Source organism: Pelagibius litoralis (assembly GCF_011683915.1).
Classification (GTDB): domain Bacteria; phylum Pseudomonadota; class Alphaproteobacteria; order Kiloniellales; family Kiloniellaceae; genus Pelagibius; species Pelagibius litoralis.
On the sequence record NZ_JAAQPH010000005.1, the window covers coordinates 275,906 to 299,247 of the forward strand.

20 protein-coding genes, 1 tRNA gene and 1 pseudogene are annotated in these 23,342 nt (G+C 64.0%); 9 read left to right on the forward strand and 13 right to left on the reverse strand.

Translation table 11 applies throughout. The annotated features are described in order from the left end of the window. Positions 1–29: 29 nt before the first annotated feature. Positions 30–1,595: an ABC transporter substrate-binding protein gene (locus tag HBA54_RS08895; protein ID WP_167223557.1), complete on the reverse strand. Its 1,566-nt coding sequence runs from the start codon at positions 1,593–1,595 to the stop codon at positions 30–32. Positions 1,596–1,927: 332 nt separating this feature from the next. Here HBA54_RS08895 and HBA54_RS08900 point away from each other — a divergent pair, with 332 nt between their 5' ends. From HBA54_RS08900 to HBA54_RS08925, 6 genes are all read left to right on the forward strand, one after another. After that, positions 1,928–3,256, forward strand: coding sequence for an NAD(P)H-dependent oxidoreductase (locus HBA54_RS08900; RefSeq protein WP_167223559.1), 1,329 nt, complete (start codon positions 1,928–1,930; stop codon positions 3,254–3,256). A 6-nt stretch (positions 3,257–3,262) separates the two neighbouring features. Next, positions 3,263–4,300 (forward strand): thiamine pyrophosphate-dependent dehydrogenase E1 component subunit alpha, encoded by a 1,038-nt coding sequence (locus HBA54_RS08905; protein ID WP_167223561.1) that lies wholly within the window; start codon positions 3,263–3,265, stop codon positions 4,298–4,300. Beyond that, a complete protein-coding gene (locus HBA54_RS08910; RefSeq protein ID WP_322095999.1) occupies positions 4,297–5,316 on the forward strand; it encodes an alpha-ketoacid dehydrogenase subunit beta in 1,020 nt (339 codons plus the stop codon). The genes HBA54_RS08905 and HBA54_RS08910 overlap by 4 nt, the downstream gene beginning before the upstream one ends. Before the next feature lies 1 nt (position 5,317). Next, positions 5,318–6,655 carry an acetoin dehydrogenase dihydrolipoyllysine-residue acetyltransferase subunit gene (locus tag HBA54_RS08915; protein WP_167223563.1) on the forward strand — a complete coding sequence of 446 codons (1,338 nt, stop codon included), beginning with the start codon at positions 5,318–5,320 and terminating at the stop codon, positions 6,653–6,655. 88 nt (positions 6,656–6,743) lie between these two features. Next, entirely contained in the window at positions 6,744–7,733 is a 990-nt protein-coding gene (locus tag HBA54_RS08920) for a sugar-binding transcriptional regulator (RefSeq protein ID WP_322096000.1), read from the forward strand. Between the two features lie 61 nt (positions 7,734–7,794). After that, positions 7,795–8,550 carry an SGNH/GDSL hydrolase family protein gene (locus tag HBA54_RS08925; protein ID WP_167223565.1) on the forward strand — a complete coding sequence of 252 codons (756 nt, stop codon included), beginning with the start codon at positions 7,795–7,797 and terminating at the stop codon, positions 8,548–8,550. Between the two features lie 286 nt (positions 8,551–8,836). On the opposite strand, the gene HBA54_RS08930 is transcribed toward HBA54_RS08925, so the two are convergent. From HBA54_RS08930 to HBA54_RS08955, 6 genes and pseudogenes are all read right to left on the reverse strand, one after another. Continuing rightward, on the reverse strand, positions 8,837–9,937 hold the full coding sequence (locus HBA54_RS08930) for a cis-3-hydroxy-L-proline dehydratase (RefSeq protein WP_167223567.1): 1,101 nt from the start codon (positions 9,935–9,937) through the stop codon (positions 8,837–8,839). Positions 9,938–10,072: 135 nt separating this feature from the next. Further along, positions 10,073–11,370, reverse strand: a pseudogene (locus HBA54_RS08935) (NAD(P)/FAD-dependent oxidoreductase). A 177-nt stretch (positions 11,371–11,547) separates the two neighbouring features. Beyond that, positions 11,548–12,018 (reverse strand): SRPBCC family protein, encoded by a 471-nt coding sequence (locus HBA54_RS08940; RefSeq protein WP_167223569.1) that lies wholly within the window; start codon positions 12,016–12,018, stop codon positions 11,548–11,550. A 2-nt stretch (positions 12,019–12,020) separates the two neighbouring features. After that, entirely contained in the window at positions 12,021–12,359 is a 339-nt protein-coding gene (locus tag HBA54_RS08945) for an ArsR/SmtB family transcription factor (RefSeq protein WP_167223571.1), read from the reverse strand. A gap of 130 nt (positions 12,360–12,489) precedes the next feature. Beyond that, positions 12,490–12,565: transfer RNA gene (locus HBA54_RS08950), tRNA-Ile, on the reverse strand. A 78-nt stretch (positions 12,566–12,643) separates the two neighbouring features. Continuing rightward, the gene (locus HBA54_RS08955; protein WP_167223573.1) at positions 12,644–13,327 is read right to left on the reverse strand and encodes a CHAP domain-containing protein; all 684 of its coding nucleotides are present in this window, start codon (positions 13,325–13,327) and stop codon (positions 12,644–12,646) included. A 398-nt stretch (positions 13,328–13,725) separates the two neighbouring features. Between HBA54_RS08955 and HBA54_RS08960 the strand changes: the two genes are divergently transcribed. Both HBA54_RS08960 and HBA54_RS29630 read left to right on the forward strand, forming a co-directional pair. Beyond that, on the forward strand, positions 13,726–13,965 hold the full coding sequence (locus HBA54_RS08960; protein ID WP_167223575.1) for a YMGG-like glycine zipper-containing protein: 240 nt from the start codon (positions 13,726–13,728) through the stop codon (positions 13,963–13,965). Between the two features lie 49 nt (positions 13,966–14,014). Next, positions 14,015–14,575: a septal ring lytic transglycosylase RlpA family protein gene (locus tag HBA54_RS29630; protein WP_167223577.1), complete on the forward strand. Its 561-nt coding sequence runs from the start codon at positions 14,015–14,017 to the stop codon at positions 14,573–14,575. Positions 14,576–14,597: 22 nt separating this feature from the next. Here HBA54_RS29630 and HBA54_RS08970 read toward each other — a convergent pair whose 3' ends face one another. Both HBA54_RS08970 and HBA54_RS08975 read right to left on the reverse strand, forming a co-directional pair. Continuing rightward, positions 14,598–15,794 (reverse strand): adenylate/guanylate cyclase domain-containing protein, encoded by a 1,197-nt coding sequence (locus HBA54_RS08970; RefSeq protein WP_167223579.1) that lies wholly within the window; start codon positions 15,792–15,794, stop codon positions 14,598–14,600. 55 nt (positions 15,795–15,849) lie between these two features. Beyond that, complete coding sequence (locus HBA54_RS08975; protein WP_167223581.1) at positions 15,850–16,743, reverse strand: MBL fold metallo-hydrolase; 894 nt, start codon at positions 16,741–16,743, stop codon at positions 15,850–15,852. Positions 16,744–16,898: 155 nt separating this feature from the next. Here HBA54_RS08975 and HBA54_RS08980 point away from each other — a divergent pair, with 155 nt between their 5' ends. Further along, positions 16,899–17,792: a DMT family transporter gene (locus HBA54_RS08980; protein WP_205944504.1), complete on the forward strand. Its 894-nt coding sequence runs from the start codon at positions 16,899–16,901 to the stop codon at positions 17,790–17,792. A 131-nt stretch (positions 17,793–17,923) separates the two neighbouring features. Here HBA54_RS08980 and rpoD read toward each other — a convergent pair whose 3' ends face one another. The 4 genes from rpoD to HBA54_RS09000 all read right to left on the reverse strand — a co-directional run bounded on the left by rpoD (position 17,924) and on the right by HBA54_RS09000 (position 23,178). Beyond that, positions 17,924–20,005, reverse strand: a complete 2,082-nt coding sequence (gene rpoD / locus HBA54_RS08985) for an RNA polymerase sigma factor RpoD (RefSeq protein WP_167223585.1) — start codon at positions 20,003–20,005, stop codon at positions 17,924–17,926. An 82-nt stretch (positions 20,006–20,087) separates the two neighbouring features. Further along, positions 20,088–22,028, reverse strand: coding sequence for a DNA primase (dnaG, locus tag HBA54_RS08990; RefSeq protein ID WP_167223587.1), 1,941 nt, complete (start codon positions 22,026–22,028; stop codon positions 20,088–20,090). A 251-nt stretch (positions 22,029–22,279) separates the two neighbouring features. Next, positions 22,280–22,720 carry a GNAT family N-acetyltransferase gene (locus tag HBA54_RS08995; protein ID WP_167223589.1) on the reverse strand — a complete coding sequence of 147 codons (441 nt, stop codon included), beginning with the start codon at positions 22,718–22,720 and terminating at the stop codon, positions 22,280–22,282. 2 nt (positions 22,721–22,722) lie between these two features. Beyond that, positions 22,723–23,178: a GatB/YqeY domain-containing protein gene (locus tag HBA54_RS09000; RefSeq protein WP_167223591.1), complete on the reverse strand. Its 456-nt coding sequence runs from the start codon at positions 23,176–23,178 to the stop codon at positions 22,723–22,725. Between the last annotated feature and the right edge of the window lie 164 nt (positions 23,179–23,342).

Consider the following 23,342-nt stretch of genomic DNA (forward strand, 5'->3'; position numbering starts at 1 on the left):
ACTCAGGCTCGTACCCGCCCCCCTTGCGATCAGATCGGCGAGGGTTTACCGCGGCCGGCCCAGGTGCCCGCCTCTACGGCTGAATAGGCAAAAGGCTCCCGGCTGCTGAAGAAACCGTTCTTCTTCATGATCGACCGCCAGGCAGAGGCACCGTTGTCCAGAGCCTCTTTCGCGGGGATCTGACCGACGATGGCCCGGTTGATCTCGTTGCCCAGGGCCTGCTCCATCTCGAACATGCCGGGGATGCGCGGCGCGCACCAGGCATAGTCGAGACTGTCGGCCCAGACCTCCGCCGGCTGCGAAACCGCCCGCAGACGCTCATTCGACAGCACCGACTTGTAGCCCGGCGCCACGCCGTTGGCATTGGCTTCGTTCATCGACATGATCGACGCCGTGGTCAGGAAGGCGAGCATGAGGAAAGCACCCTCCGGGTTCTGCGAGGTCGCGGCCACGCAGGACGTCGATCCGGCAATATTCGGCGGGGCGAAGCGCGCGCCTTCGATGTTCACGCGCGGCTCGTAGATGGTGACGAAGTCGTCGACGATCTGGCTCTGGTCCGGCCGCATCGCCTGGGTGCCGCTGTCCTGCCAGGAAATGTTGGTGGCCAACTGTCCGCCGAGCCAGGCCGCCCGGTTCTCCGGCCAGCCCCAGCCGGCAACACCCTGCGCGGCATTCTTCTGAAGATCCAGGATGATCTCCAGCGCCTTGATGCCGGCGTCGTTGTTGAAGATCGGATTCCACTCGCCGTCGAAAAGGTCGACGCCGCACTGGGCGGCAATATGCTCCCAGGTATAGGTCGACCAGAAACCGCGCGCGGCCATCAGGCCGACGCCGGCAACGCCCGGCTCGATCTTGTTCAGCTCGCCGGAAAGACGAATCAGGTCGTCGTAGGTCTCGACCGTCTTCCATTTGTCGATCGGGCCGCCGGTGACCTGCTCCACATAGCCTTTGCGCAGATGCACCATCTGGATGTCGCAGTCGAAGGGAATGCCGTAGAGCCCCTTGTCGCCGAACTGACCGTAGTTCAGGCGGTAGGTGTCGTAGAAGTCGTCAAGCGGCAGTTTCCACTTCTCGGCATAGTCGTCGAGGCGGGCCAGGAAGCCCGGTGCGGCAAAGTCGCCAAGCCAGGGCGAGAAGAACTGCAGCGCGTCGAAACTGGCGTTGCCGGAAATGAATTCCGCAATCGCCTTGTCGTAGAAGCTGTCATCCGGGATGGGAACCAGTTCGACCTTGATGCCGGAGAGCTTCTCGAAGGGCACGAGGCCCTCGGCCGCCGATTCCTGATCCGCCGCGCCGATGGCAAAGCGCACCGTCTTGCCGGCCTGCTCGGCCCGCACGGCTTCCCAGTCCACGGTCCTGATCCAGTCTTTTTTGGGATCCCAGAGCGGCTCGTCGGACATGGCGTAGAGCTTGCGGTAATCCTCGCGGACGTACTTCGGAACCGAGATGTCCGCCAGCACGGTGGCCGGATCGGGCAGCGACGACTGGGCGAAGACGGGCGCCGCCAGCGACGTTCCGACACCGGTCGCAAGGCCGGCGGCAACGCTTGATTTCAGAAATGACCGGCGTGTGGTGCCGTTGATGTTAACGCGCATGGACTAGTTCCTCCCTTTAGATCGTTCTTACGTCTCAAGGCACTGCTGAGCCCCAGGGTGCCGGCAGCACAGTTTGTCGGCGTGCAGCTTCATCCGGCAAGTGGGAGACATCACAGGGTGCTTCGCGGGAGGGTTTTCGGAGTCATTGGCTTCGATTTCCTCCCCTTTATCGTTGAACAATGTTATTTCTATTCATTCAAATGTTCACGTGCCATTCGCTGTTGTCAAGGAATTTGTAGCTTTCGCAGCCTGCATGCCTCGAACATGCGTATTGACGATAAAACAGATGTTCATTAGAGTTTTCCCACCAGCCGATTGAAGGAGATGCTCCCTTGCCCACGAATGTTGTACTGACCGGCCTCGCCAAGGACCTTGTCGCGCGGGCCGAATCGGGCCGGCCGGTCCGCATCGGGCTTGTGGGATCGGGTGAGATGGGTACGGACATCGTGACCCAGGTGGCCCACATGCCGGGCATCCGCATCGGCGCCATCGCCGAGCTGAACGTGCCGGGCGCCCTGAAGGCGGTCGAGATCGCCTACAACGGCGAGGGGCGGGCCAAGGAAGCCGCAACGCCCGATCAGTTGAACGCCGCCATGGAGGCGGATCAGATCGCCGTTACCGCCGATGCTTCGGCGGTGGTGGGAAGCGGGTTGATCGACGTGGTGATCGACGCCACCGGCGTGCCCGCTGTTGGGGCCGAAATCGGCCTGTCGGCGATGGAGAACGGCAAGCACCTGGTGATGATGAACGTCGAAGCCGACGTCACCATCGGCGCCTACCTGAAGGCTGAAGCCGACCGGCTTGGCGTGGTCTACACCCTCGGCGCCGGTGATGAGCCCTCCTCCTGCATCGAGCTGATCGAGTTCGTCTCGGCCATGGGTCATCCCATCGTCTGCGCCGGCAAGGGCAAGAACAACCCGCTGAACATCGATGCGGTACCGGACGACTATCTCGAAGAAGCCGAGCGCCGGAACATGAGCGCGCGCATGCTGGTGGAATTCATCGACGGGTCGAAGACCATGGTGGAGATGGCGGCGATCGCCAACGCCACCGGCCTGGTGCCCGACCGCCCCGGCCTGCACGGCCCCGCCGCCACCAAGGAACAACTCTCCAAGGTATTGGTTCCGGAAAAGGACGGCGGCGTGCTTTCCGATATCGGCCGGGTGGATTACTCCATCGGCGCCGGCGTGGCGCCGGGCGTTTTCGTGATCGCCGATATGTCTCATCCGCGGCTCTCCGAACGCATGACCGATCTGAAGCTGGGCGACGGCCCCTACTTCACTTTCATCCGTCCCTATCACCTGACCTCCCTTGAGGTGCCGCTGACCTGCGCCCGCGCCGTGCTTTACGGCAAGGCCGACATGGTGCCGCTCGACCGCCCGGTGGCGGAGGTCTGTGCGGTGGCAAAGCGCGATCTGGCGCCGGGCGAGGCCCTGGATGCCATCGGCGAGTACTGCTACCGCGCCTGGATCATGCGGGCGGAGCAAGCCCGGGCCGAACGCGCCATTCCCTGCGGTCTGCTGGCCGACGGCAAGGTCACGGCCCCGATCAGCAAGGGCGCGCTGATCACCTATGACAATGCCGCACCGCCCGAAGGCGCCAAGATCGTGGCGCTGAGGGCACGCCAGGATGAACTCCTGGCGGCACACCAGGGAGCCTGACCCCCGATGCTGGCAAGCCCACCGGCGAATGCGCCCTTTGCCATTCGCCATCACAAACCGGAAGCGCTGCGCGAAGCCCTGCGCAAGATGGTCCTGATTCGGCAGTTCGAAGAGGGCGCCGAGGATTGCTACGTCAGAGGGCTGATCCACGGCACGATGCATCTGTCCATCGGCCAGGAGGCCAGCGCGGTCGGCCTCTGCATGGCGCTGACGGACGACGACAAGATCACCTCGACCCATCGCGGCCATGGCCATTGTATCGCTAAAGGCGCCGAGGTCGGGCGCATGTACGCCGAGTTTTTCGGCAAGGAAACCGGCTATTGCGGCGGCCGCGGCGGTTCCATGCACATCGCCGACGTCGCCAAGGGCAATCTCGGCGCCAACGGCATCGTCGCCGGCGGCATTCCTATTGCAGTGGGCGCGGCGCTCTCGGCAAAGCGGCTTAACCCGGGATCGGTGGTGATGAGCTTCTTCGGCGACGGCGCGGTGAACGAAGGCGCCTTTCACGAAGCGCTCAATATGGCCTCGGTCTGGAAGCTGCCGGTCATCTTCGCCTGCGAGAACAATCACTACGGCATGTCGACCTCCACCGAAAGATCGAGCGCCCAGCCCCGGGTGGCGGAGCGGGCGGCGGCCTATGCCATGCCGGGCATCACCGTCGACGGCAACGATTTCTCTGCCGTGACCGAGGCCGGCCATGCCGCGGTCGAGCGGGCCCGGGCCGGCGAAGGGCCCAGCCTGATCGAGTCCGTCACTTACCGTTGGCGCGGGCACTCCAAGTCCGACCGGAACCGCTACCGCAGCAAGGAGGAAATCGACTCCTGGGTGGCGCGCGATCCGATCAGCCGCTTCGCCACGCTGTTGGGCGAGCATGGGATCGCCGATGCGGACGCGGTGGCGGCCATCGAGCGGGGGGCTACCCGCGAGATTACAGAGGCAATCGAGTTCGCCAAGACCAGCCCGGGTCCCGATCCGGCAGCGCTGGCCCGGGATGTCTACGCCCCGGACTCTGCACCAGATGACTCTGCGGGGGTGCCGGCGTGAACGTACAAGCCCCCACCCTGGAGCCCGCGGTCCGCGAACTGAGCTACGCCGAGGCGATCCGCGACGCCCTTGCCGTGGCCCTGGAGACCGATGACCGGGTCATCCTGATGGGCGAGGATATCGGCATCTACGGCGGCGCCTTCCAGGTGACCGGCGATCTGGTCCAGCGTTTCGGCGAGGACCGGGTGATGGACACTCCGATCTCCGAGCTCGGCGGCGCCGGGGTGGCTGTCGGCGCGGCGCTGACCGGCCTGCGGCCGATCTACGAATTCCAGTTCTCGGACTTTGCGACCCTGGCGATGGATCAGATCGTCAACCAGGCGGCCAAGCTGCGCTTCATGCTCGGCGGCACGGTTTCGGTGCCCCTGGTGATGCGCTTTCCCGCCGGCTCCGGCACCGGGGCGGCGGCCCAGCACAGCCAGAGCCTGGAGGCCTGGTTCGGCCACGTGCCCGGCCTGAAGGTGGCCCAGGCCGCCACGCCCCACGATGCCAAGGGCCTGCTGCTCGCGGCCCTGGATGACCCGAACCCGGTCATGCTGTTCGAGCACAAGCTGCTCTACAAGATGAAAGGGCCCGTGCCCGAGGGCCACTACACCGTCCCCATCGGCAAGGCCAATGTCTGCCGCCCCGGCAGGGACGTCACCATCGTGGCGACCTCGATCATGGTCCAGCGTGCCCTTGCAGCGGCGGAAACGCTGGCAGGCGAAGACATCGAGGCCGAGGTGATCGACCTGCGCACGATCCGGCCGATGGACCGGGCGACCGTCATCGAAAGCGTGGCCAGGACATCGCGGCTGGTCGTCGTCTATGAGGGCACCACGACGCTGGGCATCGGCGCCGAGGTGAGCGCCGCCATCGCCGAGAGCGAAGCCTTCGATTACCTCGACGCGCCGATCATCCGTCTGGGCGGCGCCGAGGTGCCGATCCCCTATAACCCCGAACTTGAAAAAGCGGCGGTCCCCCAGGTGCCGGATATTCTCGACGCCGTCCGGAACCTCGTCCGCGGCGTGACCTGACATGCCCGTCGAGGTCATCATGCCCAAGGTGGACATGGACATGTCCAGCGGCACGATCGCGGCCTGGCATGCCGACGAAGGGGCGGAAGTAAAAGCCGGCGATCCCCTGTTCGATATCGAAACCGACAAGGCGGCCATGGAAGTGGAAAGCCCCGCCAGCGGACGGCTCCACAACATCCTGGCCGGCATCGGCACGGAAGTGGCCATCGGCAAGCCGGTCGCCTGGATCTACGCGCCGGGCGAGGCCGTCGGGCCCCCGCCGGAAAGCGACGATGGCGGGAATACCGCCCTCCCCGCAAACGACGCGACCGCCGCCGTAGCGGTGACGCCGGCGCCGGCCGCGGCTGACCACGTCGCCCGCACAGCGGACCGGCAAGGCAAAGCGCGCGCCACGCCGCGGGCGCGCCGGCTGGCGCGGGACCACGCCCTCGATCTCTCCGGCATCGCCGGATCGGGACCGCGCGGCCGCATCGCCGCTGCCGACGTAGAGGCGCAAGCTCTGGAGACGAGAACGGGCGGCACCGTCGCGCACAGGCCGCTAACATGGCAGGCCGAGGCCGGGCCGCTGAAGGTTCATCGCTCAGGCACGGGCGACGGCGCGCCTCTCTTCATGATCCACGGCTTTGCCGGCGACTCGGCAACCTGGCAGCCAGTGGAGCCCCACCTTCCGGCCGGCCATCCGGTGTTGAAGCTCGACCTGCCGGGCCATGGGAAATCACCGCGCCGGCAGATTGACTCCTTTCGCCGGCTGGCGCGCAGCGTGGTCGAAGCCTTCGACCTTGAGGACATCGACCAGGCTCATCTGGTCGGCCATTCCCTGGGCGCGGCCCTGGCGCTGGCGCTCGCAGACGTGCGCGCCCGGCGGATCGCCTCCCTCACCCTGATCGCCCCGGCCGGGCTGGGCCCCGAGGTCGATGGGGCGATCCTCACCGGCATCGCCCGCGCCAGCCGCCGTGAAAGCCTCGCCCCCTGGCTGGCGCAGTTGACCGGCGGCGCCCAACCGCCGGACGAGGGTTTCGCGCGCGCCGCCATGCTGGCACGCCGGGATCCCGCTTTGCGGGCCTATCAGATCGATCTGGCCGATACTCTCTTTCCGGACTCGGTGCAGAGCTTCGATCTGAACCCGGTGCTGTCGCGTCTGGAAATCCCGGCCAAAATCATCTGGGGCCGTTCGGACCGCGTCTTTCCCTGGCGGCAGGCCCTGCGGGCGCCGGGCCGGGTGGCGCTTCACCTGCTCCAGGATATCGGCCACATGCCCCAAAGCGAGGCGCCGGAGGATATAGCCGCCTTGCTTTCCGACATGCTTCGCATCACAGATAGGAGCCACGCCCCCGTATGAGACCACCGCCGGAGGTTGCCGGATAGGCGACCGGCGGTTAGAAAACCGCAGACACTCTCCCAGAGACATTCTCCCAGGAGGTCAGCCCTTGGCCCGTGACGACAAAACCCAGGGTCGCAAGAAACCGGCCGCACAGCAGGTCAACCTGCCCGATGCGAGCCACCGTCTGCGGGTTCGCGCGACATGGATGTATTTCATCGAGGGACGCACACAAAGCGAGATTGCCTCGATCCTTGGCGTTGGCCGAGTCACCGTGGTTCGGCTGCTGGCCGATGCGCGCCGCCGCCGGGAGGTGCAGATCACCATCAAGGCGCCGCTGGTCGAGATTACCGAGGTCGAAAGGGCCCTTGAAAGCCGCTTCGGAATCGATCAGGCAATCGTCGCGCCGGTCACCGATACGGAGGTACACCCGGCCCCGGTAATCGCCGCCGTCGCCGGCACCTTTATCTCGCAGGCCATGCGTTCGGGCATCACCGTGGGGGTCGGCTGGGGACGGACGCTCTATTCCGCGCTGCCTTACATTACCGGGCGCACGCTGGAGGATTTCCGCGTCGTTTCGCTTCTCGGCGGCATTTCCCAGGCCCGCCGCTTCAACCCGGCGGAGTTTGCCTGGCAGTTCAACGAACTGTTCCAGGGCGAAGGCTTTCTGGTGCCCGCGCCCGCGCTGGTCGACAGTCCCGAGACCAAGCATGCCCTGCTGGAGCGTTGTGGGATCGCCCAGGTTTTTGAGATGGCCGACAGCCTGGACATCGCCCTTCTGAGTGTCGGCGGCATCTCGACGCTGACGACATCCTACCGCGTGGGCCATCTGTCCGAGGCAGAGCGGCGCTCCCTGATAGAGGCCGGCGCCGTCGGCGACATCCTCTACAACTTCATCAACGAAGAGGGAGAGCTCGTCGACCATCCGGTGAACGAGCGCGCCATCTCCGTCAGCATCGACCGCCTGAAGCGCACGCCGCAGCGTGTCCTCATCTCCGGCGGACCGGAAAAAACAGCCGTGCTGCGCGGATCCATCCGCCTGCTTGAACCGACAACGCTGATCACCGACGAAGCCACCGCCCGCTCCCTGCTGTCGTAGCGAAGGGCCGTAGGCTCCACCGTTTCGCCTGTAAACAGAAAACCCAGAGGAGGAAACGAGGATGAGGAAATCAGGCACGCTACTGTCAGGTGTTTTGGCGGTCACCTTGGCGTTCGTCTTGACGCTGACGCTTTTCGGCGCGCAAGCGACTGCCCAGGATAAAATAAAGCGGGTCTTTGTCTTCGGCGACTCCCTGACCTGGGGCTGGACCCCGGTGGCACCGATCGTCCCCACCACCCGCCACCCCCATGCCGATCGCTGGACAACGGTACTCGGCGAAAACCTGGGCGACGGCTATGAGCTGGTTGTCGACGGCCTGAGCGGGCGAACCACCAACATCGACGATCCCAATGATCCAAAGCTGAACGGCGCGGACTACCTGCCGGCAGCCCTGGCGGCCCACGAACCGCTGGACCTGGTCATCATTCTGCTCGGAACGAACGACACCAAAACCTACCTGAACCGGACGCCGTTCGAGATCGGCCTGGGCGCCGGGGCGTTGATCAACATGGTGCAGAAGTCGCCGGGATGGGATTGGACGGATTACCCCCCGCCGCCGGTTCTGCTCATCAGCCCGCCGCCCCTCGGCGAGACGATCGATCCGCTTGCCGCCCCGATATTCGTTGATGGCCTGGCGAAGAGCGAGGCGCTGCCCGGCGTCTACAAGGCGATTGCCGAGGCTGCAGGCGAGAGCTTCTTCGACGCCGGTTCGGTGGTTTCGACCGACGGTGTCGACGGCATCCACTTCACAGCGGAGACAAACCGCACCCTTGGCGCCGCCGTCGCCCAGAAGGTCAAGACCCTGCTGCAACCCTAGAGCAGATCCACTGTTGTTCGGTTTAGTGTTCGGCATCGCGGTTTACTGCCTGCCAGGGCAAAGGCATGGCGGCAATTGCCGGAATCGAGACAGCAAGGAAGTTCGTCTCCCGGGGGGCGTGACGTTTCCTGCCAGGGTGGGGGGTGAGCCCCAGGCGCGATGCTTGCCTGGACAGCAGCGCGCAGAGCCCAAACGGACACCAATGAAGCAGATCCGGCATCGAACTGCCCCGTCCTCGTCATCTACTGAGCGGCAGGCGGACCGGATCGGCGCATGAATGTCCAAGTCAGAAGGAAAGCACCGGGTCGCCGAGCACGGTGAAATCCGGTTCCACACCCAGGCCCGGCCCCGTCGGCGCCTGCATCGCGCCCTTGACGCGGACCGGCGCGCCCTTGGCGGTGGCCTTGGTGCCGTAGGAATTGAAGTCGGTCGCGGAGAAAGTGAAATCGGCCGGCGTCGACTGGGCGAGATGGGCGATGGCGGCGGTGACGATATCGCCGCCCCAGGTATCCTCGATGGTCATGGGAATGCCATGGGCCACGCAGAGGTCGCGGATGGCGCGGGCTTTGGTAAGGCCGCCGACCTTGCTGATTTTCAGGTTGATGACATCCATCGCATCGTCGGCCAGGGCGCGCACCAGCATGTTGAGATCGGTGATGTTCTCGTCCATCACAAAGGGCCGCGCCGTGCGCCGGCGGATCGACAGGCATTCCTCGTAGGTCACGCAGGGCTGCTCGATATAGACATCGAGATCGCCGACCGCATCGACCACTCGCGCCGCCTCGTGCCGTGTCCAGCCGGTATTGGCATCGGCAACCAGGATATCGCCGGCATCGAGGATCTCGCGGCAGGCAAAGATGCGCGCGATGTCGTCGTCGGCGTTGCCGCCCACCTTTAGCTGGAACTTGGTGTAACCCTCAGCCTTGTAGCCGGCGATCTTCCCGGCCATCGTCTCCGGCGCTTCCTGCGAGATGGCGCGGTAGAGCTTTACATCGCTCTGCGCCAACCCGCCGAACAGCTTGACCAGCGGCATCTTCGCGGCTTTTCCCAGCAGGTCCCAGCAGGCGATATCGACCGGCGCCTTCACGTAAGGGTGGCCGTTCAGCGTCATATCCATCACCCGGTTGACATGGCCGATGTCGGTGGGATCGAGACCGAGCAGCCGGGGCGCGATCTCCTGCAGCCCCGCACGCACGCCGCGCGGATAGGACGGCAGATAGGTCGAGCCCAGCGGGCAGCATTCGGCATAACCCGCAAGGCCCGCATCGGTCTCGATCGCCACCACCGTGGAGTCGAACACATCGACATAGTTGCCGTCGGACCAGGCGTAGCGCCCTTCCTTCAGCGGCAGATCGACCTGATAGGCGTGAATGGCGGTGATCTTCATGGGATGCTCCTTCCTGACCAACTCTCACACGGCTGCGGTGCCGGACGGGCAGGCGTGATCGGGCTACGGCAGGTGTCCATCAATGCGGCTGAAAGGGTCAACAGCCATAACACGGCTCCAGGCCGGGCGGACAGGTCAAAACCGCCCGGCCCGGAACGGGGACAGGTCGATCGCCGGGGATCGGTCAAGAACCAGATCGGTGACGAGCCGGGCGGTCGCGGCCGACTGTGTCAGGCCCAGATGACCGTGCCCGAAGGCATAGACCACGCGTGGCGCAGCGGACGCGCGCCCGATCACCGGCAGGCTGTCGGGCATCGACGGGCGCGAACCCATCCACTCGACGCCGCCCTGCCCGGCATAAAGGCTGCCGCCTTGGCCAGCATGTGGGTTGAGCGCTTGAAATTGACCGGCGCCTCGAAGCCGGCCAGCTCTGAAGCGCCACCAACGCGGATGCCGGTGGCAAGCGGCGTGACGACGAAGCCGTGCCCGCCGAAGATCAGTTGCCGCCTGAGGTCGAAGGCGCCCGGCGGCAGCGTGGTGTTGTAGCCGCGCTCAGGGATCAGCGGCACCGGGTCGCCCAGCGCTGCGGCCAGGGTCTTCGACCAGGCCCCCGCCGCCAGCACGGCATGGCCGGCGCGAATGCGTTGACCGTCGCTCAGCACCGCCGTCACGCCGTCGCCATCGGGCTCAAGGGCCGCCACCTCACCCCGGCAGAGGGTCAGCCCCCGCCGGCGCGCGGCCTCGCCGATCGCCTGGGCGAAGTCCCGCGGGTCGGTGACGGTCTGCCATGCCGGCACGAAAGTGGCCTTGACGAAACGCCCGGCAAGGCCCGGCTGCAAGGCCGCCAGGCCCTCGGCATCGAGATGCTCAAAGGCAATCCCGTGGTCGGCGCGCAGCGCCCAGCCGGGCAGCGAGGCCTTCCATTCGCGCGCGCTCTCATAGAGTTGCAGGGACCCGTCGGAGCGGACGAAAGACGCCAGACCCGCCGCCGCGACCAGACGGTCCATCTCGGTCCTCGCCAGCCCGTTGAGCGCTGCCTGTGCCTCGACGGCGGCGCGAACCCGGTCCGGCCAGCTGGCGCGGAAAAACCCGATCAACCAGGGCAGCACCGTCAGGAACTGGTGGGGCGGTATGGCCAGGGGACCCAAGGGATCGAGCAGCCATCCCGGCGCCTTCAACAGGATACCCGGTGAGGCCAGCGGCATGATATCGGAGAAGGCGAAGGCGCCGGCGTTACCGCGGCTGGCCGCCCCCGCCGGTTCGCCTTTCTCGATCAGCACGGCCCGGCAGCCCGCCTCGCTGAGCAGCTGCCCCGCGGCCAGGCCGATAACGCCACCCCCGACGATGATGACGTCCGGCAGCGGCGCAGCGAAAGGCAGAGGCTGGAACGACGCTGGCACGATTGGACCCCGATAAAAAACCGATAAGAACACCTACTCTAGCCAGGCGCCCGCCTACAGAAACAAAACCCGCAGAAACAAGAAGGGAATGGTGGGCCCAACTGGAAAAAGTTGGAACCGCTTTTTGGATATTCTGGCGGGATGGAATGCGACCTTGGAAGAACGATGATTGTCCGACCAACCGTGACCGTTCCTGCGAACGAAGGAATCTTATCGAAGCTTTTCCGCTAGTTTTCCAAGCTGTTTGATGGCGGTTCCCCAACCATCCATAAAGCCCATGTCGGCATGCGTCTGCCGGTCGATCTCGTTTTTGTGCAGAGCGGTTGCGGTGTAACTCGTCCCTTCGGGATGATCCTCCAGCGTGACGATGGCAGAAAAAAACGCTTCCTCATTGGGTCGCCAACCGCCCCGTAACGCGTCGGTGAACACAATGCGCTCATTCTCGATCACTTCTAGAAAACAGCCTTCGCCGCCCTCCATTACCGTGCCATCTTCAAGGCGCATCGTGGTATCGAAGCCACCGCCTGCGTAGAATTCGTGCTTATTAGAAATCGTAACCACAGGGGCAGGTGCCCACCATTTCACGAAATGCTCCGGCTCTTTCCACGCCTTCCATACGACAGAGCGCGGGGCTTTGATGATGCAAAACACAGTAAGGTCGAGGTCTCGGGTTTTGCCCATTTTTATTTCTTCTCGGAAGCGATGTTCTCAACGTAATTAGCAAGCCGTTCTGCCCGCCCTTCCCACACGGCACGTTCCTTTGAAATCCATGTCTCGGCGACCGCAAGCTTCAAAGGAACGATTTGGCAGGTGCGCACCCGTCCTGTCTTATGGGATTTGATCAGGCCGCCACTCTCCAATACCTGAAGATGCTTCATGAAAGACGGCAACGCCATGTTGTGGGGGATTGCAAGCTCGCTGACGGTCGCCTCGCCTGAGCCCAATCGGTGGATGACTGCCCGCCGAGTTGGATCGGCAAGAGCATGAAATACGACGTCAAGCGCCGGAATATAGTTATCCATATGGCTAAGTATATGGAGTAATTATAGTTAGGTCAATGGCTAAGTATTGAATTCACTATCAATCACCTTTGGGCGGAACGCATTGCCCGAAATCCGCACTCACTGACGGTTTCAGAAATTTGGGTGAAAGTGGTGGGCCCGGCAGGATTCGAACCTGCGACAACACCGTTATGAGCGGTGGGTTCTAACCGCTGAACTACGGGCCCGGCGCCATTGTGCCGCCGGGCGCCCATAGATCAAGCGATTTGCCGCAGAAAACGACGGCCCCATTCAGTTGGCCGCGGTCAGTTGGCCGCCTGCCGGATGTCCGGGCCGTCCCGGTCGCTGGGATAGATAAAGCCGTAGGCCGGGTAACGCCCACTGCCGTAGCGCTGGCTGGGGGTGTACCAGACCTGTACCACCGACCAGTCGTTGTTCTCCGAAACATCGCGCACCGGGGTATAGCGGTGAATACGGCCCCGGTTCAGCCAGTTGGCCTGATGCACCAGGATCTCGCGCTCGTTCAGCACCTCCGCCACATAGGCCAGATGACCGGCACGCAGGCGCTTGGTCTTGCTGAGCACAATGACCGCACCGGGCTGCGGCGCCGCACCACGGCGGTACTGTCCCTTGGCCTTGGTCCACCAGGTCCAGGCATCACCGCGAATGGTAAATGTGGAGAGCTTGCGCGCATAGGGCACACACTCCAGATGGCGGCCGGCGGAGAGGATCGCCGGGCGCGGACGGGTTGGTTGCGGTATCCGGGGCAGGCTGGCAAGCGTGGTCTGCCCGGGCACACGAGAAGCGCTCGTCAGATCGTCTCCCCGGTCATTCCAGCTCTCGGACAGGGGACCGCTTCGGCTGCCGTGGGCCAGCTTAACATAGGCCGAGCTTGTCGTGGACTGGGCATCGCCGACGACCGGTGCCCTGGGGGCGGTACAGGCCGTCACGGCGCCCAGCAGGCAGAGCAGAAGGATACGCGGAATCATCGGAGCGGGCCATTCGCCAACGGCAGGGCCGGGGCGCAACAATCAGCGGCACGAACGATGCTGACGAAAGCAACTGGTCGCAAGAACCCACACCTCCCACAGAAAACCTGAGCCGCCGATCCAGCTCTTCTCGTTGTTGCTCGAGTACTTCCGGCGAAGGCTCCCGCCAAACGAGTGCTCTCGCAACCCTATCGAGACAAGATGCCGCCGCAGCCAGTAATTCCTGGAGCAGACCGACAATACTACGCAAGTCGGGAATAGAACGTGCCCACAAACGTTCTAAGGGCACAGTTTTGACATGGCAAGCCCAAGTTGGCAGCCCCTATATCAGGGGATCGGGGCAATTTGGTCTTTGTCGACTCTGCGTGGACTCTGAAATTTAAATCGAGGTGACCTAGATGATTCGTTTATCCATTGTTATGACCGCAGCGGCTCTTGCCCTTTCCGCCTGTGGTTCCAGCACCGGTGACCGCGGGCTCAGCGGTGCCGGTATCGGCGCCGGGGCCGGCGCCGTCGTCGGCGCGGTAACCGGCCTGACCATTGTCCAGGGTGCCGTTATCGGCGCGGCCGCCGGTGGCCTGACCGGCGCCTTGACCGACGAAGACACCATCGATCTCGGCAAGCCTTTCTGGGAATAGGCCCATAAGGCTTGCGGCAGAACCGCCGGCCCAAAGAGGTGAAACGGGAATGAGCCGCCATGAAACGGGGCGCGGCAACGCGTGGTCGTGCCTGCCCGCCGGATTCTTCCTGCTGGCGCTCGGCCTTCTGGCCGGCTGCGCCGCGCCGCAGACGTCTGCCTCTATCCAGCACCCAACCGAGAGCATCGCCGTGAACCGGACCGAACCAAAGGCGCCGGGTGCGCAAACGGATAGGGCACCGGCGCTTGCCGCGCTGCCGCCATCGGCAAAGAGTGGAGCCGCCCCTCGGGAAGAAGAAACGGTGAGCGCGCGTTTTACCGGCCTGGCGTCATGGTACGGCAAGCGCTTCCATGGCCGCCTCACCGCCAGCGGCACGCGCTTCGATATGGCGGCCCTTACCGCCGCCCATCGCAGCCTGCCTTTCGGCACCCGCGTCCGGGTTATCAATCAGGCGAACCAACGCTCGGTGGTGGTGACCATCAACGACCGCGGCCCCTTTATAAAGGGGCGGGTCATCGATCTTTCCCGCGCCGCCGCCCGGGAGCTTGCGTTCATCGACAGCGGCGTCACGAAAGTCCGCGTCGAGGTTCTTGCAGAGGCCGCGCGCTAGACCCATTCAAACCTGGATCGGTTCAAACCTGAACCGGCTCAAACACGGTCTGCGGTTTGCCGACTCCGCGCAACTGATGTTCGCCGCAGCTCGCAAAACCGACATCCGGCAGCAGCCCGGCGAAGTCGGACGACACCAGCAGGCGATGACCCAGAATGCCCGCCAGATCGGCCAGTCGGCTGGCCAGGTTCACGCCATTGCCCACGACCGTGTAGTCCAGACGCGCGCCCGATCCGATGTTGCCATAGGCGACCTCACCGAAATGGAGCGCCACCTTGATGTCGAAACGCAAAGCCGCCGGCACCTCGGCCTGGTCCTCGGCCACCCGCCTGACGATCGCCTGCGCCGCCGCCAGGGCCTTGGCGCAGGCCGCCCGCTCGTCATCACCGGCCCCATAGATCGCCAGCACACCGTCACCGATGTATTTCAGGACTTCGCCCCCCGCTTCTTCGATAGGCGGCACGACACTGTCGAAATAGCGGTTCAGCAGGACCACGGTTTCCTCGACGGTCAGGGCAGAGGAAAGCGTGGTGAAGCCGCGCATATCGGCAAAGACGATGGCGGCGCGCATCGGCACCACGTCGCCGCGCCGCACCTGGCCGGAGAGGATCCGGGCCTGCGGTTCCTCGCCGACATAGGTGCGCAGCGTCTCGTGCAGCAGAATCCAGACCCGGTTGATGTCCAGGACGATGGCGACAGAGTCTTCAAGGGCGCGCAGCAGGGCCAGGTCCGCGGCGCTGAAACCCTCGGGGTGGCGCGTCGCAAAGGTAAGACCGCCTTCGGCTCCGTCACGAAAGAAAACCGGCATGCAGATGTAGTGAGCGTAACCCCCGGCGCGCAGCTCGGCGACAACGCCAAAGGCGCCGTCATCGATTTCAGCGAGACGGAACTGCACCCAGTCACGGGTCCGGTGGGCCAGGGCATAGGGGCTCGCCTCATAGATCTCGTCGTTGCCCCAGCCAAATTCGAGAACCTTGATTCCTTCACCCCGGGCCCATTTGCGCCCAAGACCCTGCCGCACTGCATGGAGCGTCGGGATGGCGCTGGTGAAACGGTCCAGCGGCACGCCGGCGTCGATCAGGCGTTGCACAAATCCTTCCACCGCATCATCCGGATCCTCCAGGAACCGGGCTTCGCCGATCAGCCAGTTCTGTATGGCCAGCGCTTTTGCCAGGACGTCCCGGTCCATGTCATCCAAAGATGACGCCTGAATGCTCATTGTCGGATAGCCTGCTTGTTCGATTGATCTAGATCTTGGGACTCGGCCAGAAAAATCAATGGCTTCGCTTAACGCCTCCCCCTAAAGAGACGACCGCGTTGCCGTGGTTCACGCAGGCCCTCATCAGGTCGATGCGCATCAGGTCCTCACCCAGAACAACCGGACCGGCAAAGTCCGCCGCCACCTCGTCGAGCAGCGCCTGACGGTCGCAGGCCGGCGGCACGAAGTGGGTCAGCGCCAGGCAGGCTGCGCCGGCCTCGGCGGCGATCTTGCCGACCTCGCTGGAGAGCGTGTGATAGCCCGCCACGTTGGCCACGGTCTCGGCGGAGCGGACGCCGGGCACCACCGGCATCTCGCGATGGACGAAGACCTCGTGAACCAGAAGGTCCGCACCTGCGGCCGCCTCGATCAGGGCCGGGCAACGCCGGGTATCGCCGGAGATCGCCAGCTTCTTGCCGCCGCCTTCAAAGACAAAGCCAAAGGCATGGCGCACCGGCTGATGGTCGACCGGCACGACGGTGACGCGCAGTCCGCCGAGGCTCAAAACCTCATCGGCGGCGATCTCAGTTACCGCCACCTTCAGCGCAGCCGTCGAGGGGCGCTTCTCGTGGGCGATGCGCTGGCTCAACTCCGGCTCCCAGAGTGTCATCAGCCCCTCGACATAGCGCTTTGTGCCCGGCGGTCCGTAGATCGGCAGCGGCCGGTCGCGCCCCTGGTGCCAGGAGGAAACGATAAGCTGATAGAGATCGACCAGGTGATCGGAATGCAGATGGGTCAGTAGCAGCGCGTCGAGATCGCGCCCCGGCGTGCCGGCGGCAAGCAGGCGTTGGGTCACGCCGGAGCCGCAGTCGACCAGCACCGCGGTGCCGTCACTCAGGATCAGCTGCGCCGGCCCGTAGCGCTCCGTGGAGACCACCGGGCAACCGGTACCGAGAAAGACGAATTCCATGGATGCGAAGGCTAGCGGCGTCGCAAACCGAAGCAAGGAAAAAGGGTTGCCATCGGCGGCGGTTGTCTAAATTCTGGATGCTACCCTCAATATTTGAACCGGCTAAAACCGCTTATGTCTTTAGCGGTTCACGAAGCCGATCGAGCCCCACGCCAATGTCACCTGCTCGTTCTCAAAAGGCCATGGGCGCGCAGTCAGCAACTCTGGTCATTGTCTTTTCCGCCGTCTGTTTCGGCTTGGCACCCTGGTTTGCGAAAGGGCTCTCGGAGGCCGGCCTTGCATCGTCAGCCATAGCGTTTTTCAGGTTTCTGACGTCGGCCTTGATTCTCCTGATCTTTCTCAGGTTCTCGCACGAGAAGCGCAAAGCGACGTTCTGGGCCATCGGCTCCGGCATTGCGGTTGGCCTGGGATGGATTGGTTATGTCGAAGCTCTCAAAGCCGCTCCCGTCTCCACGGTCGGCGTGATCTACATGACCTATCCCCTTTTCACGCTGCTGATCGCCTGGCTTTGGCTGAAACAACAACTCACCCTTCGCGCCGTCAGCGCCGGGATGTTGATTTTGGCAGCCGCGTTCATCGCGCTCTCTCCTGCCGCTCTCGCGCCAAAAACCCTATGGGCAGCGCTTGCATGCCTTACTGCGCCCTTGTCGTTCGGATTTGCGATTTGCGTATTGGCCAGCAGGCTGCGAAGGCTTTCCGCCTTGGAGCGCGCCGCCGGCTTTTCCCTCGGCGCAGTTCTCGGACTCCTTCCGCTGATCTTAAGCCTGGAGCCCGGCGCGGTGATTCCGCGCGAGGCAGGTCAGTGGATGCTCATTCTTGGCATCTCGGTAGTGACGGCGCTGCTGCCGAACCTGTTGTTTGCTGCCGCTGCCCCCTTGGTCGGTGCGGGCCGCACCTCCATGGCGGGATCCATGGAGCTTCCGACCATGTTCGCGATCGGTTGGCTGGCATTCAACGAACCGATCGGGCTGTCGCAAGTCCTTGCCGGCGCTCTGGTCATCGCGGCAATCGTTCTGGCGCCTGTGGTGTCGCCCGACGATTGGCATTGAGCCCCGACGGTCAGCGCCGCGAAAAGTGAACGCCATGGATGGCAAGGCTCGCTGTCCAGCAGCGCCGTCCAGCGAAAAGGGCCGCCCCGAAGGACGGCCCTTTCTCGAAATAACTCTGTACTGACTGAACTCTAAGTATCCAAAAATGAGCGCAGTTTGCGGCTGCGGCTGGGGTGCTTCAGTTTCCTGAGCGCCTTGGCCTCGATCTGGCGGATACGCTCGCGGGTGACCGAGAACTGCTGCCCCACCTCTTCGAGGGTGTGATCGGTGTTCATGCCGATGCCGAAACGCATGCGCAGCACGCGCTCCTCGCGCGGCGTCAGGCTGGCCAGCACCCGGGTCGTGGTCTCGCGCAGGTTGGACTGGATCGCCGCGTCCAGGGGAATGACCGCGTTCTTGTCCTCGATGAAGTCGCCCAGGTGGCTGTCTTCCTCGTCGCCGATGGGCGTCTCCAGGGAGATCGGCTCCTTGGCGATCTTCAGGACCTTGCGCACCTTTTCCAGCGGCATGACCAGCCGTTCGGCGAGCTCTTCCGGGGTCGGCTCGCGGCCGATCTCGTGCAGCATCTGGCGGCTGGTGCGCACCAGCTTGTTGATCGTCTCGATCATGTGCACCGGGATACGGATGGTGCGCGCCTGATCGGCGATCGAACGGGTGATCGCCTGACGGATCCACCAGGTGGCGTAGGTTGAGAACTTGTAACCGCGGCGGTACTCGAACTTATCGACCGCCTTCATCAGGCCGATGTTGCCTTCCTGAATGAGGTCGAGGAACTGCAGGCCGCGGTTGGTGTACTTCTTGGCGATGGAGATCACCAGACGCAGGTTGGCTTCGACCATCTCGGTCTTGGCCTTGCTGGCTTCCTTCTCGCCGGTCTGCACCGTCTTCACGATGCGGCGGAACTCGCCGATCGGCAGTTCGCTCTCATCGGCGATCTCGGAAACCTCTTTGCGGATCCCCTTCACCTCTTCGCCGTAACGCTCGGCGAACTTGGCCCAGCCCTTGCCGGCCAAACGCTTCACCCGGCTGACCCAGCGCGGGTCCAGCTCACGCCCGAAGTAATGATCGAGGAAATCCTGGCGCTTGACGCCGGAGCGTTCGGCCATGCGCAGCATCTTGCCCTCGAAACCGAGCAGGCGCCGGTTCAGGCCGTAGAGCTGATCGACCAGCTGCTCGATGCGCGCATTGTTGAAGTGCACGCCCTCCATCAGCTCGACCAGTTCCTGGGTCAGTTTCTCATAGCGCTTTTCGGTCTGCGGCGTCGTCTTCTCGCCCTTCTGCAGGGCGGCTAGACGGCGTTCCTGGACCTTGGCGATCTTCTTCCAGGTCTTCGAGATATCGTCGAAGGTGTCGAGCACCTGGGGCAGCAGCACGGCTTCCATGGCCGCCAACGAGATGGAGTTGTCCTCCTCGTCGTCGTCGTCTTCCTCGCCCTCGGCCTTGGTCTCGCCGTCGGCCTTGGCCTCGCCATCGCCTTCCGCGGGGGGCGTCGCACCATTGGTCGCGGCAGCCGTGCCGGACGTTTTGGCCTCGGACTCGGCCTCAGCCTCTTTCTTCTCTTTCTCGGCCTTGTTCTTGGCCTCGTCTTCGGGCGCCTCTTCCATCCCGGCGATCTCGGTGACCGCCTGGTTCATGGCGTCCTCGGTCGGCCCGCCGCCGTAAGTGGCGTCCAGGTCGATGATGTCGCGCAACAGGATGCGGCCCTCGATCAGCGCCTGGCGCCAGACCAGCAGCGCCCGGATGGTCAGGGGGCTCTCGCAGATGCCGCCGATCATCTTTTCGCGGCCGGCTTCGATGCGCTTGGCGATGGCGATTTCGCCCTCGCGCGACAGCAGTTCCACCGAACCCATTTCACGCAGATACATGCGTACCGGATCGTCGGTGCGGCCGATATCGTCGTCGTTCAGATTGCCTGAAGCGGAGGCACTGCCTTCCTTGGCATCGGCCTCGGGGGCGGCTTCCTCCTGCTCCTCACTCTCGATGACGGTGATACCCATCTCCGACAGCAGGGACATGGTGTCCTCGATCTGCTCGGAAGACATCTGGTCCGGCGGCAGCACGGCATTCAATTCGTCATACGTGACGTAGCCGCGTTCCTTCGCCTTCGCGATCATCTTCTTGACCGCCGCGGACATCGAATCCATCAGCGGTCCGTCGGGTGATTCCTCACGCGATTCCGCCGTTTCAGCGTTCTCATTAGCCTTAGTCGCCATTCAGCCCACTACCTCAGATGCCATAGTCAGGGCGCTCAAAAGGGGCCGGGCTCATCAAAACCCTGCCGCCACGCCGTCGTTCTTAAGATTCTGCCTTATCGGCGGCCCTTTGAAGCATGGTCTCGAAGTGATCCAAATCCACTTTTCGTCCATCTTCCTCAAGCCGCAATTTCTGCCGAGCCTGGACCCGTTTCAACTGATCCGCCGTCATGTCCGTCGCCAGGGCCAGGGTCTCCTCCGCAAGCTGGGGTACCGACTGACGCTCACGCAACACCCCTAAAATGTGCAACACGGATTGCCGCGCCACCTCCGCTGAGGCGTCGGGACGGGCAAACCTGCCGTGAACATATACCTCCGAAGCCAGCAAGCCAGCCAAAACTCCGGAATACCCCTGTTCCGACAGGTGGCATTTCACACCTTCACTGTCAAGCTCCGGATAGCGCGCAAAGCAATCTATAAGCGCCTGCCGCAGGTCATTCAGGCCTTCACTGACGAAATCGATGCCCACGAGAGTCTCGACGAACTCAGTTAATAATTTGTTGTGATTGATCAGCGTGGCAAGGAGCAGTTGCTCGGTTCGCTGCGGTTTTAACAAATCAGCCGGTCCGCGATGCTTGGCCGGTGCCTCGGGCGGCCCCCAGTTCCGCGCACCCCAGCCGCCTCTTCCCGGCCCTCTGCGCCCCTGATTGCGCCCGCCGGGCCGCCAGTCCCGCCTTTGGCCGCCTCCCTGAGTGCTGCCGGCAAAGCTGAAAGCCTCGGCGAAACGGCGATCCATCTCCTGCCGGTAGTCTTCCCGCAACTCAGGGTCGCGAATTGCCTTCACCTGGTCGCGTAACGCGGCACGGATGGCCGCGCGGCGCTCCGGCGTGTCGCTGGGCTGCCCTTCGGTTGCCTTACGCCAGACCATCTCCGCCAGCGGCTGGGCCGCTTCCAGAACCGTGCGAAGCGCTGCCACGCCCTGGCTGCGGAGCAGGCTGTCCGGGTCTTCGCCTGACGGCAGAAGCGCAAACCGCAGGCTCTTGCCGGCCTGCAGCAGGGGCATGGCCCGCTCGGCAGCGCGAAACGCCGCCCGCTGCCCGGCCGTATCGCCATCGAAACAGAGCGTCGGCTCGGGCACCAGCCGCCAGAGCGCGGTAATCTGGTCCTCGGTAACCGCGGTGCCCAGGGGAGCGACCGCCGCCGGAAAACCGCCCTCGGCCAGGGCGATCACGTCCATATAGCCCTCGGTCACCAGCAGCTCGCCGCTGTCGTGGGCGGCCTTGCGGGCGCGGGCCAGGTTGTAGAGCTCCCGGCCCTTGTGAAACAGCGCGGTTTCCGGCGAGTTCAGGTACTTGGCCTTGGACTCGCCCAGCGCCCGGCCGCCAAAGGCGATGACCCGCCCGCGCCGGTCGGTGATGGGAAAGATAACCCGGTGAAAAAAGTAGTCGCGCAGTTGGTCGTCGGCGCCGGCGGCCTCGGCCTCATTGCGCTTCACCAGCCCGGCTTCCAGAAGCTGATCCACGGTGATTCCGCGGGCCCGCAGGGCCTTGGCCAGCGCCCCGCGCTCACGCGGGGCAAAGCCCAGGCGAAAGGCCGCCACGGTCTGCGGCGCCAGGCCCCGGCCTTGCAGATAGTCACGCGCCTCGCGCCCGGCCTGGCTGGCCAGTTGCTCCTCGAACCAGGCCGCGGCGGCTTCCAGCACGTCGATCAGCCCGGCGCGCTTTTCGGCCCGGGCCCGGTCCTGCGGACTGTCCTGGGGCACCGTCATCCCGGCCTGACCGGCCAGGCGCTCGACAGTTTCCGGAAAGCTCAAGCCCTCGGTGTTCATCACGAAATCAAAGGCGCTGCCGTGCACGCCGCAGCCGAAGCAGTGGTAAAAGCCCTTCTCGTCGCTGACCGTGAAGGAGGGCGACTTCTCGTTGTGGAAGGGGCAGAGGCCGCTGTGTTCGCGCCCGCGCTTGATCAGCTTCACCTTGCGCCCGACCACCTCCGAAAGGGTCAGGCGGTTGCGCAGTTCATCAAGAAATTCAGGCGGGAAAGCCATGGGCACCCAATGCCTATACGAGAGATATTCAGAGTCTACGGCGAAGAGCCCGGTTCAACGTCGGATGCAGACCGAAATCGGGGACTCCAAGCGCCGGGTCCACCAGACTATCAAAGATCGGCGGGTTGCCGACAAATAAGAAAAGTGCCGCCCGCTGCCATATCTGGGGCTGAAAGCGTGCATAAACTGTGGAAAGCCTGTGGGTTACGTCTGAAGAACGGGGATAAGCCCAGCGCGCGCTCAAGCAGCACCTACGCCAGCCGCATCTTCAGCCAGGAAACCGGGTCGCTGGCGCTTTCCTCGACGACTTGAAAGCCGAAACCCTCGTAAAGGCGCTTTGCGACAAGGTTGGGCGCGTCGGTCTTCAGTTCGACCGGCCGGCCGATGGCCGCCAGAACATGAACCAGAAGCGCCCGGCCGATACCCTTTTGCTGATGCGCCGGACTCACGAAAAGATTGTGCAGGAACCAGTAGTCCGGCGCTTCCCAGACCGATGCGAAGGCCAGAATACCGCCCTCTTCATCCTCGGCGACCCAGAGCTTCTCGCCGTAGGAGGAGCCGGCAAACTCCGCCAGATCGTACTCCCTCGGGTCCCAGTGGAAGGCGGCGCGGCGGGCTTCGCGGTAGATCTGCGCACAGGCCGGCCGATCCGCTTCGCAGGCCGGGCGCAGAAGCGGCCAGGAAGGCGGCAAACTCAGACCAAGGCTTCCTTCACGATGCCGCTGGCCTTGCCGAAGTCCATGCGGCCGGGGAAGCGCTCCTTCAGGGTGCCCATGACCCGGCCCATGTCCTTGACGCTGGCGGCCTCAAGCTCGGTAATCACCCCTTCGATGGCCGCGCGCATGTCCATCTCGTCCATCTGCTTGGGCAGGAAGCGCTCGATCACCTCGATCTCGTCGGCCTCGCGCTTGGCCAGTTCCTCGCGCTTGCCCTTGGTATACATTTCAATGGAATCATGGCGCTGGCGGACCATCTTCTGAAGCATCTCCAGAATGGCCTCGTCGCCGACACCGTCGCCGTTGCCCTTGCCACGCTCGGCGATATCGCGATCTTTCAACGCCGCCAGAATCAGGCGCAGGGTGGAGGTGGCACACTCCTCCTTGGCCTTCATCGAGTCTTTCAGGGCGTCACTCAGACGGGTGCGCAACATTGGATGGTTTTCCCTCTACCTCGCAAGGCGCGGGAGGTTAGCTCAATTGATCCGAAATGGCAAAACCGTTGTGGCAAGCTAAGTTATTGAAAAATATCAATTATGGACTTTTGGTAAGGCTTGACCAAGCAGGGCCTTTCCCTTAAACATCAGGCCGCCTGCGT